This is a genomic window from Streptomyces sp. NPDC045701 (assembly GCF_056432045.1).
The window spans coordinates 228,666-245,847 of record NZ_JBWKJV010000001.1 but is presented as its reverse complement, the minus strand read 5'-3'; the positions used below and the strand labels follow the sequence as shown (position 1 = coordinate 245,847).

Below are 17,182 nucleotides of genomic sequence, written 5' to 3'. Positions count from 1 at the left end.
GCTACGCCTCGGCGGACACGCGGACGTTGGCGTTGACCCAGTCCACGATCGAGGCCGTCGTCGCGCCGGGCGTGAAGATCTCCGCCACGCCCTTCTCCTTCAGCGGCGGGATGTCGGCGTCCGGGATGATCCCGCCGCCGAACACCTTGATGTCCTCCGCGTCGCGCTCCTTCAGCAGCTCGATCACCTTGGCGAACAACGTGTTGTGGGCGCCCGACAGGATCGACAGACCGATCGCGTCCGCGTCCTCCTGGATCGCCGTGTCCACGATCTGTTCCGGCGTCTGGTGCAGGCCCGTGTAGATGACCTCCATACCGGCATCACGAAGCGCCCGCGCGATCACCTTCGCGCCGCGATCGTGGCCGTCGAGACCCGGCTTGGCCACCACCACGCGGATCGGACCGGTCACACCCATCACTGCCTCCACATGCGTCCCCCGTACCTAAATGCCGGGGAGGTGAACGAACGTTATCTACAGCATCCCGCAACCGGCCGTTTCGCGGTGGACAGGGAGGGGGAAATCACACGTGGGACAAGTTCGCCAGGCGTCGTACCCGTATCGGGTGGCCCATCGACCCCAGAGAACCCGGGACGATCGCCAAGGGAGCCGCAGCGAGGTCGCCGTATCACCGCGCCGCCAGCCGCACGGCGCGGGGTACGACCACATCGCACCCCCTCCGGGACGGCACCCCGATTCGGAGGTCGGCCGTGAAGGTCCTGCTGCCCTGGAAACTGCTGCCGCTCATCCCCTTACGGATGTCCACCGCCCTGTTCAGGGCCACCGCCCTCGAACTGGCGATCCTGGCCGGTCACCTGGTCCTCTATCCCACCGGCATCGCGCCCGAACGGCGCCCGCGCCCCGCCGGGCCGCCGCCTGCCCCGTCCCTCCCGTCCGGCGCAGCGCCGCAGCCGCCGACCGTGCTGCTGCACGGCTTCGCGGACAACCGCTCCGTCTTCGTACTGCTGCGGCGGTCCCTCCTGCGGCACGGGCGGCGCCATGTGGAATCCCTCAACCACTCCCTGCTCACCTGCGACATCCGCGCCGCCGCCGAGCTGCTCGGGCGCCACATCGAGGAGATCTGCGAGCGTACGGGCCATCGCGAGGTCGACATCGTCGGGCACAGTCTCGGCGGTCTGATCGCCCGCTACTACGTCCAGCGGCTCGGCGGCGACCGTCGCGTGCGCACCCTGGTCACCCTCGGCACCCCGCACTCCGGGACGGCCGTCGCACCGCTCGCCGGCGCACACCCGCTGGTCCGCCAGATGCGCCCCGGCTCGTCCGTGCTCCGGGAGCTCGCCGAGCCGGCGCCCGGCTGCCGTACGCGCTTCGTCGGCTTCTGGAGCGACCTGGACCAGTGGATGGTTCCGGTGGAGACGGCACGCGTCGAGCATCCGGACCTGATCACGCGGAACGTACGCGTCACCGGAATCGGCCATCTCGCGCTGCCCGTGCACCCCGCGGTCGCCGCCGGCGTCCGCGAGGTGCTGGAGTCCGACGGGGCGGCGACCGCCGGAACATCCGATTCCGCGTCCGTGGCCTGACGTCACCCGGCCGGCTGTCGAACATCTATCGAACGTAGGGCCAAGGCTCTGCCCGCACTCCGCCGAAAGGCGGCCGAATGCCCGTTTCCCCAGGGCCTAAAACCCGCGGAAGATTGTCGGTTGCGCGTACCGCCGGGTACAGTCGCGCCCACTGCTTTCCCTCTGGGGCCCCTGTCACCGGGGGCCACCCCAGACCTGGTCCTGCTGCCGAGGCGAGAGAGAAGTTGGTGAACGACCAGCACCCCCACGCCGGGTACGTCGGAGACGACGCTTATTCCACGGGCAGCCTCGAGTCCGGCAGCCAGGAAACCGGCAGTTTCGCCACCGATCCTCTCTTCGGAGCCCTCCCCGGCACCTACGGGGACACCTACGGAACCCCCTACGAAAGCAGCGACGGCGCCGGCGGTTACTACGCCGACCACAGTGGCCAGTACGACGCCACGCAGTGGACCGCCGCCACCGCCACCCAGCAGTGGGCCACCACGGACACCACCGGGTACGCCGAGCAGTCCGGGCACACCGGACAGTGGGACTCCACCGCCTGGACCGGCGCGGGTACCTACGACGCCACCGGCCAGTGGAACGTGGCCGCCGCCGCGCTCGACACCGGCGCCTACGACGCCACCGCCTGGAACCAGGCCGCCGCGCCGACAGAGACGTTCCCCCTCCCCGAGCAGTACGACTACGCGGCCGCCGACCAACTTGCCACGCCGGAACCGCACATGGAGCCGCACCCGGAGCCCGAGGCGGCGCCCGAGTCCGCGGCCGAACCGGAACCGGAACCGGAAGCGGCGTACGAGCCGGAGCCCGAGGGCCTGCACGAGAGCCTCACCCAGACCGCGATCACCCCCGTCGCCCCCCGGGCCAGCCGCCGCGCGGGCGCGACGGGCGGTGGCGGCGGCCGGGGCCGGCGCCGTACCCCGGCCAAGCGTTCCGCGCTCCTCACCGTCGCTGTCCCCTCGGCCTGCGTGATGGGCGTCGCCGGTATCGCCGCCGCCTCGGTCAGCGGCCTCACGGGCAGTGGCCCGGCCGAGGCGAAGGCCGACGAGAAGGCGGTGACCGCCGCCGACCCCGTCTCGGTGCAGCCGGTCGTCGCCAACAGCGAACTCGACACCCAGCTGGCCGCGCTCAGCGCCGACGCCCGCGACTTCGGCGACCGCGCCAGCCGCACCCAGGAGCGCATCGACCTCAGGGCGCGCCAGGAGGCGGATCGCAAGAAGCGTGAGGAGGAGGCGGCCCGCCGCGAGGCGCTGCGCCCCAAGTTCGCCCTCCCCGTCGCCCTGCACCAGCTCAGCGCGCGGTACGGGCAGGCGGGCGTCAACTGGATGTCCCTGCACACCGGTATCGACTTCCCCGTCCAGTACGGGACCCCGGTCATGGCCGCGACCGACGGCACCGTGCGCACCCAGTGGAACAGCGCGTACGGCAACATGGCGATCGTGACCGCCGAGGACGGCACCGAGACCTGGTACTGCCATCTCAGCAGCACCAAGATCAGGTCCGGCGAGGTCAAGGCCGGCGAAGTGATCGCGTACTCCGGCAACTCGGGCAACTCCACCGGACCGCACCTGCACTTCGAGGTACGGCCCGGCGGCGGCGCCGCGATCGACCCGCTGCCGTGGCTGCGCAGCCACGGCCTCGACCCGACCTAGGTCCCGCTACAGCTTCTCGACCGGCGCGTACCGCAGCAGCAGCCGCTTGGGCTTCTCGTCACCGAAGTCGATCGTCGCCTGCGCGTCCGCGCCCACGCCCGTCACCGCCATCACCGTGCCGAGCCCGAACTGGTCGTGCGTCACCCGGTCACCGACCGCCAGCGAGATCACCGGCTTGTCGGTGGTGCGCCGGGTGGCGAAGCCGGACGGGCCGCCGGACCGCGACCGGGCCGCCAGCGACGAGGACAGCGACGACGCGATCCCGGACGTCGGCCCGGCGGGCTTGGCCATGGCGCCCGTGCGCTTCCACTCCAGGTACGCGCCCGGGATCTCCTCCAGGAACCGCGACGGCGGGTTGTACGAGGGCTGCCCCCACGCGCTGCGCAGCGTCGACCGCGTCAGGTAGAGCCGCTCGCGGGCGCGGGTGATGCCCACGTACGCCAGGCGCCGCTCCTCCTCCAGTTCCTTGGTCTGGCCGAGGGCCCGCATGTGCGGGAAGACGCCGTCCTCCATGCCGGTCAGGAACACCACCGGGAACTCCAGGCCCTTGGCGGTGTGCAGGGTCATCAGCGTGACGACGCCGGAGCCCTCCTGGTCCTCGTCCGGGATCTGGTCGGAGTCGGCGACGAGCGCGACCCGCTCGAGGAACTCCGCCAGCGTGCCGGGCTCCTCGCCGCCGCGCTCCTGCTCGAACTCGAGGGCGACCGCGGCGAGCTCCTGGAGGTTCTCGATCCGGGTCTCGTCCTGCGGGTCGGTGGAGGCCTGGAGCTCGGCGAGGTATCCCGTCCGCTCCAGCACGGCCTCCAGCACCACCGCGGGGCCGGCTCCCGAGTCCACGATGGTGCGGAGCTCCTCCATCAGCGTGTTGAACCGCTTCACGGCGTTCGCCGACCGGGCCGCCATGCCGTACGCCTCGTCGACCCGGCGGAGCGCCTGCGGGAAGGTGATCTTCTCGCGCAGCGCCAGCGCGTCGATCATCGCCTCGGCGCGGTCGCCGATGCCCCGCTTGGGGACATTGAGGATGCGGCGCAGCGGGACGTTGTCCTCGGGGTTGGCCAGCACGCGCAGGTACGCGAGGACGTCGCGGACCTCCTTGCGCTCGTAGAAGCGGACGCCGCCGACGACCTTGTACGGCAGGCCGACGCGGATGAGGATCTCCTCGAAGACACGGGACTGGGCGTTCGTCCGGTAGAAGACGGCGACGTCGCCGGCCTTGGCCTCGCCCGCGTCCGTCAGCCGGTCGATCTCGTCGGCGACGAACTGCGCCTCGTCGTGCTCGGTGTCCGCGACGTACCCGATGATCCGGGCGCCCTCGCCCGCGTTGGTCCACAGGTTCTTGGGGCGGCGGCTCTCGTTGCGCTCGATGACCGCGTTGGCGGCGGACAGGATGGTCTGTGTGGAGCGGTAGTTCTGCTCCAGCAGGATGGTCGTCGCGTCCGGGTAGTCCTCCTCGAACTGGAGGATGTTGCGGATGGTCGCGCCGCGGAAGGCGTAGATCGACTGGTCGGCGTCACCGACGACGCACAGCTCGGCCGGGTCCAGGTCCTCGTATCCGGTGCCCACCAGCTCGCGGACCAGGGTGTACTGGGCGTGGTTGGTGTCCTGGTACTCGTCGACGAGGACGTGGCGGAAGCGGCGGCGGTAGTGCTCGGCGACGTCGGGGAACGCCTGGAGGAGGTGGACCGTCGTCATGATGATGTCGTCGAAGTCCAGGGCGTTGGCCTCGCGCAGCCGCGCCTGGTACATCCGGTACGCCTCGGCCAGGGTCTTCTCGAAGCCGTCGGCGGCCTGGTCGGCGAAGGTCTCCTCGTCGATCAGCTCGTTCTTCAGGTTCGAGATCTTGGCGCTGAACGACTTCGGCGGGAACTTCTTCGGGTCCAGGTCCAGGTCGCGGCAGACCAGCGCCATCAGCCGCTTGGAGTCGGCGGCGTCGTAGATCGAGAACGACGACGTGAAGCCGAGCTTCTTCGACTCGCGGCGCAGGATGCGGACGCACGCGCTGTGGAAGGTCATGACCCACATGGCGTTGGCGCGCGGGCCGACGAGCTGCTCCACGCGCTCCTTCATCTCGCCGGCGGCCTTGTTGGTGAAGGTGATGGCCAGTATCTGACCGGGGTGGACGTGGCGCGTCCCCAGCAGGTGGGCGATGCGGTGGGTCAGCACCCGGGTCTTGCCGGAGCCGGCGCCGGCGACGATGAGCAGCGGCGAGCCAGTATGCACCACGGCGGCGCGCTGCTGGTCGTTCAGCCCCTCCAGCAGCGCGGCGGGGTCGACGACGGTGCGCGGGGCGCCGTCGCGGTGGTAGGCGTCCCGGGCCGGGGGCACGTCGAAGCGGTCGCCGAAGAGGTCGTGCGGGACCTCCTCCGCGGCCGGGGCGTGCCCGGGGCCCTCGGAGTCCTCGGGCGGCGGGGGCTCCTCGGTGTGGTTCCGGAGGTCCGCCAGGAAGCTGTCGTCAAAGAGGCTGCTCATCGCCTATCGAGTCTAGGCCGCCCCACTGACAGCCGTGGACGAACCGGAAACAGGTCCGACTCGTCACCCTCCGTACCGATTCGACGACATCACGCCAAGGTCACGAATACGTATCGGGCATATCGAACATCATCCTTCACAGCACCACCACAGGTTGGCTAGCGTGCTCGCCCAGGCGGTCCGTTCCCGCATCGGCGAACCACGCCGATCGGACCGCCCACGCCGAATCCGTGCCGCCTCCACGGCGGTATGGAACCGGGGACCACACGCACGACCGAGGTGAATCGGCCCGCAGCCCCTGAGGGCGCGCTACGGCCGTAGGGCACCTTCCGTTCCGCCCGAACCCGACGGCTGACCCGGTAGGCGGTCCATGGAAGGAGATGCCGACCTTGGCGTCGCATCGCAAGCCGCGCGCATCGCGCACCTTGCAGACCCTGCATGCCCACTCCCCCGCCGTCGGGGTCACGACGGCAGCCGCCCTGGCCTCGGTCACGCTCCTGTCGTCACAGAGCGCGACCGCCGCGACCGGTGCGTCGGGCGACCAGGAGCGCACGCCGACGGTCGAGGAGGTACAGAGAAAGGTCGACGACCTCTACCGGCAGGCGGGCACGGCGCGTCGGACCCAGCAGTACGGCAAGGCCGGGGAAGCCGCGCCGCAGCGGCGACGCGAGGCCGGCGGGACGGCCGGCGACGCCGCCCGGCGTACGGAGGCCCCGGACGGGCCGCGCCGGGCCCTCGCCGGGCGGGCGGCGGCCCCGTACCGCTCCGAGGGACCGGGCCCGGTCGCGGCGCCGGTGTTCGCGCCCGGCCCCCACGCGCCCGTGGAGCCGGTGCCGCCGGGAGACCTCGCGCCGCTGGGGGACCTCTCGCCGCTGATGGCACCCGAGCCGCTGACGACCCCTGAGCCGCCGGCGGGCCCGTCCACCGGCCGGTCCGGGGGGACGGTCACCGACCTCGGGACGTGGCGGGCGGAGGCGGCGCGCGAGCCGGAGGCGCTCAGCGTCTCGCAGGCCTCCCTCCGCGCCACCAAGCAGACCGTGCAGCGCAAGCTCGGCGGGGCGCGGGTCCTGCTGGAGGACGCCCGCCGCCGGGCGGAGGCGGTGGAGCACCGGCCGCGGGAACACCAGCCGCCGGAGTACGACCCGTACCGGCCGGGCGGCGACGACAGCCGCTCCACCGCCAAGGCCCGAGAGGTCCTGGCCTTCGCCGAGGCCCAGATAGGCAAGCCGTACGTTTGGGGCGCGACCGGCCCGAGCTCGTACGACTGCGCCGGGCTCACCCAGGCGGCGTGGCGGGCGGCGGGGGTCGACCTCCCCCGTACCGCCCGGGAGCAGGCGCACGCCGGCACGCCGGTCGCGACGGAGGACCTGCTCCCGGGCGACCTGGTGTTCTTCCACGGCGACAGCGGTCACGTGGGCATCTACAAGGGCGAGGGGAAGATGATCCACGCGCCCCGGCCCGGCGAGGGCGTCCGTGAGGAGTCCCTCTCGCACCTGTCCGTCCACAGCGGCGTGCGCCCGGCATGACGTGACCGCCGCGCGCGTGGGCCGGGCCGAGCCAGATCGTTCAGGTCAGGTCGGGTCAGGTCCAGAGCGTGGCGATGAAGATGTTCGCCATGGTCAGGCCGCCGACGGCTCCGAAAGCCGCCTTGTCGACCCGCTCCTCGTCCCGCTTGACGTAGACCAGGCCGAGGACGACGACCAGGATCGCCAGCTTCACACCGATCTTGACGTTGTTCACGGTCTGGTCGTCGGCCTGGTTGAGGCCGACCAGGGCCACCCCGGTGACCAGCATGGTCAGCGCGCCGTGCAGCATCGCGGGGCCGAAGCGCGCCGTACCCTCGCCCATCGCCTTCATCTGGGTCAGGAAACCGCCCAGCAGGGCGGCGATACCGATGACGTGCAGGGCGACGAAGACATTGATGAGTACGTCCATGTCGCGGAGCCTAGCCGGGCCGATATCACCGGACGCCGGTCAGGGTCGCCTCATCCGTCGCATCGGTCGCAGCCGCTACGGAATGCGGGATTTCGGGGGCATCACGCTCTCCGAATGCGTTCCGGAACCCTCACCTGCGGCCAATAGCGGTCATGGTGCCGCCCGGCCGTGACCCCCGCGTTTAGCGTCCTGCCCCAGGCCCCACCCCCGCCGAAGGGAAGTGACCGCCCTCGTGGCAGCGCACCGGAAACCCAAGCAGCATCCGCCGAGCGGCCGCGCGGCGCTCACCCTGGCGCTCGCCGGGGCGGCCGCCGCCACCGTCTTGGAGGGTTCCGGGCACGCCGAACCCCGCCGCGGCCCCGCCCAGGTCAGGGCGGAGGCCGACCGGCTGTACCGGGAGGCCGAAGAGGCCACCGAGAAGTACAACGGCGCCAAGGAGGCGGTGCAGGAGGCCCAGGCGGAACTGGACGCGCTGCGCGACGAGGCCGCCCGCCGGACCGCCCGGCTCAACGCCGCCCGCAACGCCCTGGGCGCCGTCGCCACCGACCAGTACCGCAGTGGCGGCTTCGGACCCGCCGCCCGGCTCGCGTTCTCCAGCGACCCCGACGCCTACCTCATGGGGGCCGCCCTGGCGGACCGGGTCGGCGACCGGCAGGCCACGGCGGTGGGCGCCGCCCGGAGCCAGGCCGCCGAACTCGCCCGGCTGCGCGCCGAGGCGGGCGGCCGGCTGCGCGACCTGACGGCCCGGCAGGCGGAGCTGGCCCGCCACAAGGCGGCCGTCCAGGGCCGGATCGCCGCCGCCGAGAAGCTCCTCGCCCGGCTCACCGCCGCCCAGCGCGCCGCGTACGACGGGACCCCGTCCGGCTCGGGCGCCTCCGGGCACGGCGCCGCGGCAGGCGGCCCCGCCCCGGGGGGCGCCTCCGTCGGAGCGCCCGGCCCGCGTGCCGCGCAGGCGGTCGCGTACGCGTACGGGGCCCTGGGCAGGCCGTACGTGTGGGGCGCCACCGGCCCGTCGGCCTTCGACTGCTCGGGGCTCACCCAGGCCGCCTGGCGCTCGGCCGGCGTGTCGCTGCCGCGCACGACGTACACCCAGATCGGCACCGGCCGGCGGGTGTCCCGCTCCGAGCTGGCCCCGGGCGACCTGGTGTTCTTCTACCCGGGCGTCAGCCACGTCGGCCTGTACATCGGCGGCGGCAGGATGATCCACGCCCCGCGGCCGGGCGCCCCGGTACGGATCGCGCCGATCGACGAGATGCCCTGGGCGGGCGCCACGCGCGTGGCGTAGGCGGGTGGCGCCTACCTCGCGGCACGCGCGCGTGGTGGGCGGGTGGCGCCTACCGCGCGGCACACGCGCGTGGTGGGCGGCAGGTGGCACGGGCGCGGGGGCGACCCGTGTGGTGCGGCCCGCGCGCGCGGGCGGGTCCGGCCCGTGGGGCGGGAGCGCCTGCCGCGCGGGCGCTACGGGCGGCCGCCCACGGAGAGGGCTCCGCCGCCCGAACCGGTCGCCGGTTCCCCGCCGCCGGCACCCGCTGCCGTCCCGGCGCCCGAGCCCGCTCCCGGCGGCCCGCCCCGGCCCTGCTCCTGGCCCCTCCCGTGACCCCGGCCCCCGTCGGCGGTGTCCGCCCCCGGTGCCGTGCCCGCGCCGCCCCATCCAGGGCCGTCGGGGGACTGCCCGGCGGCCGCCGCCTCCGCGCGGAACCGCTGCGTGAGCCACCGGAAGACCGACGGCACCTCCCGCACCCACGTGCTGATGCGGTGGCCGCCGTAGACCTGCTGGACGTCGACGCGCGTCGGTGCCCGGGACGCCTCGCGCAGTGCGACGCCCTGCTGGTAGCCGTCGCCCCCGTCGCCGGTGAGGAGCAGCGTGACGCGGGGCGGCACCGCGGCGGCCCTGAGCATGTTGACCGGGTTGTGGGCGCGCCGGAGCTCGGGATCCCGGCCGGTGAGGGAGGTCGGTTCGGCGGCCGGGTCGTTGTAGCCGGACAGGCTGACGCCGAACCGGTAACGGTCGGGATGGGCGATGGCCAGTTTGGTGGCGCAGTGCGCGCCCGAGGAGAAGCCCGCGACCGCCCAGCCGTCGGCCGTGTCCGCGGCCCGGAAGTTGTCGACGACCATCTTGCGTACGTCGACACTGAGCCACGTGTCGGCGTTGATCCTGCCGGGCACGTTGGCGCAGCCCGTGTCGGTGCGGCCCAGGAGGTGGCTGCGCGGCGCGACGAGGATGAACGGCTCGACGGTGCCGTTCCGCATCAGCGGTTCCAGCTGCTGGTTGGCGCGCATGCCGACGAACCAGGACTTCGGCGAGCCGGGGAACCCGGAGAGCAGCTCCACGACCGGGAACCTCTTGTCCTTGTGGGCCGGATCGTCGTACTGCGGCGGCAGCCAGACGTACACCTCGGCCTTCACCCCGGAGATGCCGCCGTGCAGGACGGTCCTGCGGACGCCGGGCCCCATGGTGGGGTCGTCGACGCGCGTGAAGGTCTGCGTGATCCTCGGCAGGTCGGCGACGCGCCTGCCGCCCAGCCCGTCGGGGCCCAGGTCGATGGCGGAGTCGACGTGGTCGCTGGTGCCCAGGAGGTCGTCCCAGCTGTCGTAGAGGCCGTTGACGTTGTTCACCGCGACGAAGACCACGACGATCGCGGTGAGCTGCGCGAAGCCGACCATGCCCAACCGCGTCGCGGCCCGGACGACGGCGGGGCCGCGCACGCGGCTCCACAGCGCCAGCGGCAGCAGGACGGCGATCACGGCCATGACGACCGCGGTCACGAGGAAGGGAGTACCTGTCAGGCTCATCACGGGGAGTAGGAGGGGCCGTTCGCCCTACGGGTTGCCGCGCCTATGTACCGTTTACCTCACAAATACTCCGCCCCGCCCCGACGGACCGCCCCCTCACCGGTCGGGCCGAACCCTCCCCGGTCGGGCCGATCCCCTCCCCGGTCGGGCCGATCCCTCCCCACCGGGTCCGGCCCCTCCGGGTCACACCAGGCGGCGGGCCGTCGCCCAGCGGGTCAGCTCGTGGCGGTTGGAGAGCTGGAGCTTGCGCAGCACCGCCGAGACGTGCGACTCGACGGTCTTCACGGAGATGAACAGCTGCTTGGCGATCTCCTTGTACGCGTATCCGCGCGCGATCAGCCGCAGCACCTCCCGCTCCCGCTGGGTGAGCCGGTCCAGGTCCTCGTCGACCGGCGGGGCGTCCGTCGAGGCGAACGCGTCCAGTACGAAACCCGCCAGTCGGGGCGAGAACACCGCGTCGCCCTCCTGGACCCGGAAGACGGAGTCGACGAGATCCGTCCCGGTGATCGTCTTCGTGACGTAACCGCGCGCCCCGCCCCGGATCACCCCGATGACGTCCTCGGCGGCGTCCGATACGGACAGCGCCAGGAACCGCACCGGGTTCTCCGGGGCCGTCATCAGGCTCGCGCAGCGGCGCAGCACCTCCACGCCGCCGCCACCCGGGAGGTGGACGTCGAGCAGGACCACCTCGGGGCGGGTCGCGGTGATCACCGCGACCGCCTGGTCGACGTCGGCGGCCTCGCCGACCACCTCGACGCCGGTCGTCTCGGTCCGGCCGATCTCGGCCTGCACCCCGGTACGGAACATCCGGTGGTCGTCCACCAGCACGACCCGTACCCGCCGCTCCGTGCCCGCAGCCGCCGTCGTGTCCTCGGTCATCCGTCCGCCCTCTCCATCTCCAGCTCCACCTCGGTGCCGTCGCCCGGCGCCGACCGCAGCCGCGCGGTGCCGCCGTTGCGCTGCATCCGCCCGATGATCGATTCTCGTACGCCCATCCGGTCGGCGGGTACGGCGTCGAGGTCGAAGCCCGGCCCCCGGTCCCGTACGGACACGAAGACCGTGCGGCCCTCCACCTCCGCGTACACCTGCACCGCCCCTCCCCCGCCACCGTACTTGGCGGCGTTGACCATGGCCTCGCGCGCGGCCTGCATCTGGGCGGCCAGTCCTTCGTCGAGCGGGCAGTCCCCGACGACCACCACCTCCAGGGGCACACCGTGCGCGTCCTCGACCTCGGCGGCGGTCTTCTTGACCGCCTCGGCCAGGGTGTCCGGCTCCTGGTCCTCGTCCTTGCCGGTGCCCTCCGGCCGATACAGCCAGTTGCGCAGTTCGCGCTCCTGCGCGCGGGCGAGCCGGCGGACCTCGCCGGGGTCCTCGGCGTGGCGCTGGATCAGGGTGAGGGTGTGCAGGACCGAGTCGTGGACGTGGGCCGCGACCTCGGCCCGCTCCTGGGCGCGGATGCGCATGGTGCGCTCCTCGGAGAGGTCCTGCGACATGCGCACCAGCCACGGCCCGGCCAGCAGGGCCATCCCGGCGAGCACGGCTATCGCGGCGGTGAGCGCGGTACCGAGCTGGGCCGCCGAGCCGCGCACCACCATGAAGACCGTCAGCCCCATGCCGACCAGCGCGACGCCGGCCAGGCCCCGCACGAGCTGGAAGAGCCGCTTGCGGCCTCCCGGCTCCGTCCAGCTGGCCCGCCGCGCGTTGTCCACCTGCCGCCACACCAGGACGACGCCGACGCCCACGAGCAGCGTCGGCCACACGTACCGGTTGGCCTCGCCGCCGAGGTCGACGCTGGTGACGAAGCCGATCGCGCCGAAGGTGAGCGCGATGAGCGCCACGACCTGGCCCTTGTCGGGCTTGCGCAGCCGGCGCCGCCCGTCGGGCGTGGTCGCGAAGACGGAGCGCGGCCCGGAGCGGCCGCCGACGCCCAGGGGGACGACGATCCAGAAAACGGCGTACACCAGCACGCCGAGGCCGTCCGCGACGAAGAGGGCCAGGAAGACCAGCCGCACCCAGATGACGGGGAGCCCGAGGTGCCCCGCCAGGCCGCGCGCGACGCCGCCGAGCATCCGCCCGTCGGCGCTGCGGTAGAGCTTGCGCACGGGCGGATCGTCGATCGTCTCGGGCGGGCGGGCGGCGACTGGCATGCCCCGATCGTCACACGCCGGCCGGCGGCGGACATCAGGGCCGTCCCTCATCCGACCCTGAGTATCGGCGGCACCCCGCGGGGCAATATCAGGGGCGGTCCAGGGTCGCGGAAGGTGCCGCCACGGCTCACGGGCCGTCACCATGGACGTATGACGCGTACGACCCCCGCTCCCGCCGAGGCCGGTGGAGCACCGCCTCGTCCGCCCCTGCGGCGCTCCGCGCGCCGGAAGGTGGTGGCCGGGGTGTGCGGCGGGCTGGGGCGGTACTTCGACCTCGACCCGGTGATCTTCCGGGTCGCGATCGGCGTGCTCTCCGTGACCGGGGGCCTCGGCCTGGTCTTCTACGGCTTCGCCTGGCTCCTCGTCACGGCGGAGGGTGACGACGAGAACGAGGCGCGGCGGCTGGTGTCGGGCCGGGTCGACGGCGCCTCGCTGATCGCGCTGCTGATGGCCCTGGTCGGCTGCGGCCTGTTCCTGTCGATGCTGGGCAACGGCAGCACCGTCTCGTTCTCGCTGCTGCTGATCATCGCCGTCAGCGGTGCCGCCGTCTGGTCGCGGCGGCGCCGGCTGGCCGACGGCCCCGAGGCGGTGGCGGACCCCGTGACGGCGCACACGGTGGCGGAGGCACCGCCGGAGACCAAGGCGCCGCCGCCGCCCGAGTCGCCGTCGTGGTGGCGGGAGCCGATCGTCAAGGACGGCACGACGGGGCCGGTCCCGCTCGGTTACCTGTGGGGCCCGGCGGACGGTGTGGGGGTGGAGGCCGCGCTGCTGGGCCGACCCGAGAGGAGCGCCGGGGCGGGGGCGGCGGCCGTCGCCACGCGCGGCCCGCGGTCCATCGGCGGGATGGTCTTCCCGCTCGCCCTGGTGGCGGGCGGGCTCGGCACGGGCCTGTCGTGGGGTTCGCAGCCGCTCGGCGCGTGCGTGCAGATCGGGCTGGCGTGCGCGCTGGCGGTGTTCGCGCTGGGGCTCGTCGCCGCCGCGTTCCTGGGGCGGACGGGCGCGGGCACGGTGTTCATGACGGTGCTCACGGCCCTGCTGCTGGCGGGCGCGGCGCTGATACCCCGGCAGATCGACACGGAGTGGATACGTACGGACTGGCGGCCGGCGACCGCCGCGGAGCTGCGGCCCCGCTACGAGCTGGGCACCGGTGTCGGCACCCTGGACCTGTCCCGGCTGACCGTCCCGCCCGGGGGCAGGGCGCGCACCGCCGCCGAGGTCGGGGCGGGCCGTCTCCACGTCGTCGTGCCGAGGGACGTGACCGTGAAGGTGCGCGCCGAGGTGGGGCTGGGCGACCTGCGCCTGCCGGCCGACCCGCCCGACGACATCGACGTCGCCCCGGACCGCGAGGCGACCCGCACGATCGCCCCGCCCAAGGGCACCGCCCCGGCGGGCACGCTCGACCTCACGCTGGAGGTCGCGCTCGGACAGGTGGAGGTCACCCGTGCCGCGTCCTGACCCGTACGCGTACGAGCACGGCCACGAGCCGGAGCGCGGAGACGGCGTATGGCGCCACGAGTTCTGGCCGGGCCGGCTGGTCCTGGGCCTCACCGGCCTGGGCATCGCGGCCCTCTACGCGGGCGACGCGACCGGCGCCTGGATCACGCCCTGGTACGCGGTACTGCCCCTGCTGGGCGCCGGGCTGGTGCTGGCGGGCGTCACCGGCCGGCTCGGTCACCGCGCCCGGCGCCGCCGCGCCGCCAGGGCCGCGTCGAGCGACAGCAGCGGGGCACCGGCCAGCACCAGCGGCAGCCAGGCCATCAGGTAGGCGAGGTCGTTGCCGTAGTAGTAGGGGTCGGACTGCCAGCTGACGGTGAGCCACAGGCTCAGGGAGATCAGCGCGCCGCCCAGCGCGGCGAGCCGCGCCAGCAGCCCGGCCAGGGTGCCGATCCCGACGGCCAGCTCGCCGAGGGCGATGCCGTACCCGAACGCCTCCGGATTGTTCAGGGCCAGGTCGACGAGCCAGGGCACCGCGGAGGAGTCCCGGACGGCGCGCATCGTGTCGCCGATCGACCCGGTCCCGGACGCCGCCAGGAACCGGTCGTCGGTGATCTTGTCGAGTCCGGCGTAGACGAAGGTGACGCCGAGGAAGATGCGCAGCGGCAGCAGCGCGTACCGTCCCGCGGTCGCCCTGAGGCCGGGCGGTCCGCCGCCGTTCCCGTAGGTCGTTGTCGTCCGGTGGCTGTGCGTCATGCGCCGGCCTGCCTCTCCACACGGCTGTCACCGAAGCCGATTCTCCTCGGCGTTCCCGCCCTTGGATACGCGACGGACGGCACGCCGGTTCAGGGGCGGCGCGGCCGTCACACCCTCCACCGGCCGCCCACTGGAGCACAATGCACCGCATGACCGACGACGACACCTCCGCCCCGCCGTCCCCCCTGGTCGGTCTGCTGGAACTGGAGCCCCACATCGAGGGCGGCTGGTTCCGGGAGACCTGGAGGACGACCGGCACGACCGCGCCCGACGGGTATCCCGGCCTCCGCACCTACGCGACCGGCATCTACTTCCTGCTGCATCCGGGCGAACGGTCGCGCTGGCACCGCGTGCGCTCCGACGAGCTGTGGCTCTGGCACCGCGGCGGGCCGCTCCGCCTCTCCCTGGGCGGCGAGGGCGACAGCCCGTCCGAGCCCTGGGACCTGGTGCTGGGCCCGTCCGTCGAGACCGGGGAGCAGCCGCAGCTCCTCGTCCCGGCGGGCACCTGGCAGGCGGCCGAGCCGGCGGGCGACGAGCCGGTCCTCGTCACCTGCGTGGTCGCGCCGGGCTTCCACTTCGACGACTTCACGCTCGAAGCCGCCGCCCACAGGAAGTAGGCGACGGCTCCGGCCGGGCGCGAAAGCGGCGTCGGTCCCGCTCGGGAGACGCATGGGCGGGGCGCCCCGGTCCGGGGCTGCCCGGTCCGGGGGACTCAGCCCGCGGGGATCACTCCCACTCGATGGTGCCCGGCGGCTTCGACGTCACGTCGAGAACGACCCGGTTGACGTCCTTCACCTCGTTGGTGATCCGCGTCGAGATCTTCGCCAGCACGTCGTACGGCATCCGCGTCCAGTCCGCCGTCATGGCGTCCTCGGACGAGACGGGCCGCAGCACGATCGGGTGCCCGTACGTACGGCCGTCACCCTGCACGCCCACCGACCGGACGTCGGCGAGCAGGACGACCGGGCACTGCCAGATGTCGCGGTCGAGACCGGCGGCCGTCAGTTCCTCGCGGGCGATCGCGTCGGCCTCCCGCAGCAGGTCCAGGCGCTCCTTGGTGACCTCGCCGACGATGCGGATGCCGAGGCCGGGGCCCGGGAACGGCTGGCGCTGGACGATCTCCTCGGGCAGGCCCAGCTCGGCGCCGACCATCCGGACCTCGTCCTTGAACAACTGGCGCAGCGGCTCGATCAACTTGAACTCGAGGTCCTCGGGCAGCCCGCCCACGTTGTGGTGCGACTTGATGTTGGCCGTGCCCGTACCGCCGCCGGACTCGACGACGTCCGGGTAGAGGGTGCCCTGGACCAGGAACTCGACCGGGTGGTCGTCCGGCGCCTCGGCGACGATCTCGGCCTGGGCCTGCTCGAAGACCCGGATGAACTCACGGCCGATGATCTTCCGCTTCTCCTCGGGGTCGGAGACCCCGGCGAGCGCCTTCAGGAACCGCTCCTGCGCGTCGACGACCTTCAGCCGGACGCCGGTGGCGGCCACGAAGTCCTTCTCGACCTGCTCGGTCTCGCCCTTGCGCATCAGGCCGTGGTCGACGTACACGCAGGTCAGCTGGGAGCCGATGGCCTTCTGCACGAGGGCAGCGGCCACCGCCGAGTCCACGCCGCCGGACAGGCCGCAGATGGCGCGCTTCTCGCCGACCTGCGCGCGGATCGCCTCGATCTGCTCCTCGATGACGTTGCCGGTGGTCCAGTCGGGACGCAGGCCGGCGCCGCGGTAGAGGAAGTGCTCCAGGATCTGCTGGCCGTGCGTGGAGTGCATCACCTCGGGGTGGTACTGCACGCCGTACAGCTTCTTCTCGTCGTTCTCGAAGGCCGCGACCGGCACGACGTCCGTGGACGCGGTGACGGTGAACCCGTCCGGCGCGGCGGAGCAGGCGTCGCCGTGCGACATCCACACCGGCTGCTCGGCCGGGGTGCCCTCGAAGAGCGTGGAGGAGGTCCGGGAGACGTGCAGCGGCGTACGGCCGTACTCGCGCGCGCCGGTGTTGTCGACGGTGCCGCCGAGGGCGGTGGCCATCAGCTGGAAGCCGTAGCACATACCGAAGACGGGGACGCCGGCCTCGAAGATCTCGCGGTCGAGCTGGGGGGCGCCCTCCTCGTACACGGAGGACGGGCCGCCGGACAGGATGATCGCCTTGGGGTTCTTGGCCAGCATCTCGGCCACCGGCATGGTGGACGGGACGATCTCGCTGTAGACCCGGGCCTCACGGACGCGGCGGGCGATGAGCTGGGCGTACTGCGCGCCGAAGTCGACGACCAGTACGGCGTCGGGCGCGGCAGCGGGATTCGCTGATGACACTACGGCGGCCTTCCGGCGGGGAGGAGTCTGTATGTCGATTCTACCGGCGTGGCCGGAGGAGCCTTTGTCTCACCATCCGAACCCGCACCCTCCCGCTCGGCCGATGGTCCATACTGGCGGCATGCGCAAGCTCTCGACCTTCGT

Annotated in this window: 15 protein-coding genes and 1 riboswitch; of the genes, 7 read left to right on the top strand and 8 right to left on the bottom strand. The window is 73.0% G+C overall.

From position 1 onward, the window contains the following. Position 1: 1 nt before the first annotated feature. A complete protein-coding gene (locus AC07DW_RS01265) occupies positions 2-415 on the bottom strand; it encodes a coenzyme B12-dependent isobutyryl CoA mutase small subunit (RefSeq protein WP_064069885.1) in 414 nt (137 codons plus the stop codon). 341 nt (positions 416-756) lie between these two features. Between AC07DW_RS01265 and AC07DW_RS01260 the strand changes: the two genes are divergently transcribed. Both AC07DW_RS01260 and AC07DW_RS01255 read left to right on the top strand, forming a co-directional pair. Next, a complete protein-coding gene (locus tag AC07DW_RS01260) occupies positions 757-1,542 on the top strand; it encodes an esterase/lipase family protein (protein WP_478855712.1) in 786 nt (261 codons plus the stop codon). Between the two features lie 227 nt (positions 1,543-1,769). After that, positions 1,770-3,194 (top strand): M23 family metallopeptidase, encoded by a 1,425-nt coding sequence (locus AC07DW_RS01255; protein ID WP_478855521.1) that lies wholly within the window; start codon positions 1,770-1,772, stop codon positions 3,192-3,194. Between the two features lie 6 nt (positions 3,195-3,200). Here the strand turns inward: AC07DW_RS01255 and pcrA are convergent, their stop codons facing one another. Then, entirely contained in the window at positions 3,201-5,663 is a 2,463-nt protein-coding gene (gene pcrA / locus AC07DW_RS01250; RefSeq protein WP_478855520.1) for a DNA helicase PcrA, read from the bottom strand. 221 nt (positions 5,664-5,884) lie between these two features. Next, positions 5,885-6,045: riboswitch (cyclic di-AMP (ydaO/yuaA leader) on the top strand. Between pcrA and AC07DW_RS01245 the strand changes: the two genes are divergently transcribed. Beyond that, on the top strand, positions 6,044-7,189 hold the full coding sequence (locus AC07DW_RS01245) for a C40 family peptidase (protein ID WP_478855519.1): 1,146 nt from the start codon (positions 6,044-6,046) through the stop codon (positions 7,187-7,189). It overlaps the preceding riboswitch by 2 nt. A 55-nt stretch (positions 7,190-7,244) precedes the next feature. Here AC07DW_RS01245 and AC07DW_RS01240 read toward each other — a convergent pair whose 3' ends face one another. Then, complete coding sequence (locus tag AC07DW_RS01240; protein ID WP_478855518.1) at positions 7,245-7,598, bottom strand: hypothetical protein; 354 nt, start codon at positions 7,596-7,598, stop codon at positions 7,245-7,247. A gap of 232 nt (positions 7,599-7,830) precedes the next feature. On the opposite strand from AC07DW_RS01240, the gene AC07DW_RS01235 reads away from it, so the two are divergent. After that, positions 7,831-8,883 (top strand): C40 family peptidase, encoded by a 1,053-nt coding sequence (locus tag AC07DW_RS01235; protein ID WP_478855517.1) that lies wholly within the window; start codon positions 7,831-7,833, stop codon positions 8,881-8,883. Positions 8,884-9,056: 173 nt separating this feature from the next. Here the strand turns inward: AC07DW_RS01235 and AC07DW_RS01230 are convergent, their stop codons facing one another. From AC07DW_RS01230 to AC07DW_RS01220, 3 genes are all read right to left on the bottom strand, one after another. After that, the gene (locus tag AC07DW_RS01230; protein WP_478855516.1) at positions 9,057-10,364 is read right to left on the bottom strand and encodes an alpha/beta hydrolase; all 1,308 of its coding nucleotides are present in this window, start codon (positions 10,362-10,364) and stop codon (positions 9,057-9,059) included. 210 nt (positions 10,365-10,574) lie between these two features. Further along, positions 10,575-11,270, bottom strand: coding sequence for a LuxR C-terminal-related transcriptional regulator (locus AC07DW_RS01225; RefSeq protein ID WP_478855515.1), 696 nt, complete (start codon positions 11,268-11,270; stop codon positions 10,575-10,577). Continuing rightward, positions 11,267-12,538 (bottom strand): PspC domain-containing protein, encoded by a 1,272-nt coding sequence (locus AC07DW_RS01220; RefSeq protein WP_478855514.1) that lies wholly within the window; start codon positions 12,536-12,538, stop codon positions 11,267-11,269. Before AC07DW_RS01220 ends, AC07DW_RS01225 begins: the two co-directional genes overlap by 4 nt. 150 nt (positions 12,539-12,688) lie before the next feature. Between AC07DW_RS01220 and AC07DW_RS01215 the strand changes: the two genes are divergently transcribed. Together AC07DW_RS01215 and AC07DW_RS01210 are read left to right on the top strand one after the other, a co-directional pair. Further along, a complete protein-coding gene (locus AC07DW_RS01215; RefSeq protein WP_478855513.1) occupies positions 12,689-13,993 on the top strand; it encodes a PspC domain-containing protein in 1,305 nt (434 codons plus the stop codon). After that, the gene (locus tag AC07DW_RS01210) at positions 13,980-14,303 is read left to right on the top strand and encodes a hypothetical protein (protein ID WP_478855512.1); all 324 of its coding nucleotides are present in this window, start codon (positions 13,980-13,982) and stop codon (positions 14,301-14,303) included. Before AC07DW_RS01215 ends, AC07DW_RS01210 begins: the two co-directional genes overlap by 14 nt. Here AC07DW_RS01210 and AC07DW_RS01205 read toward each other — a convergent pair. Continuing rightward, positions 14,210-14,728, bottom strand: a complete 519-nt coding sequence (locus AC07DW_RS01205) for a DoxX family membrane protein (RefSeq protein ID WP_478855511.1) — start codon at positions 14,726-14,728, stop codon at positions 14,210-14,212. The two genes, AC07DW_RS01210 and AC07DW_RS01205, sit on opposite strands and share 94 nt — an antisense overlap. 149 nt (positions 14,729-14,877) lie before the next feature. Between AC07DW_RS01205 and AC07DW_RS01200 the strand changes: the two genes are divergently transcribed. Next, entirely contained in the window at positions 14,878-15,345 is a 468-nt protein-coding gene (locus tag AC07DW_RS01200; RefSeq protein ID WP_478855510.1) for a cupin domain-containing protein, read from the top strand. Between the two features lie 109 nt (positions 15,346-15,454). On the opposite strand, the gene guaA is transcribed toward AC07DW_RS01200, so the two are convergent. Next, positions 15,455-17,038, bottom strand: coding sequence for a glutamine-hydrolyzing GMP synthase (guaA, locus tag AC07DW_RS01195; RefSeq protein WP_478855509.1), 1,584 nt, complete (start codon positions 17,036-17,038; stop codon positions 15,455-15,457). Positions 17,039-17,182 lie beyond the last annotated feature (144 nt).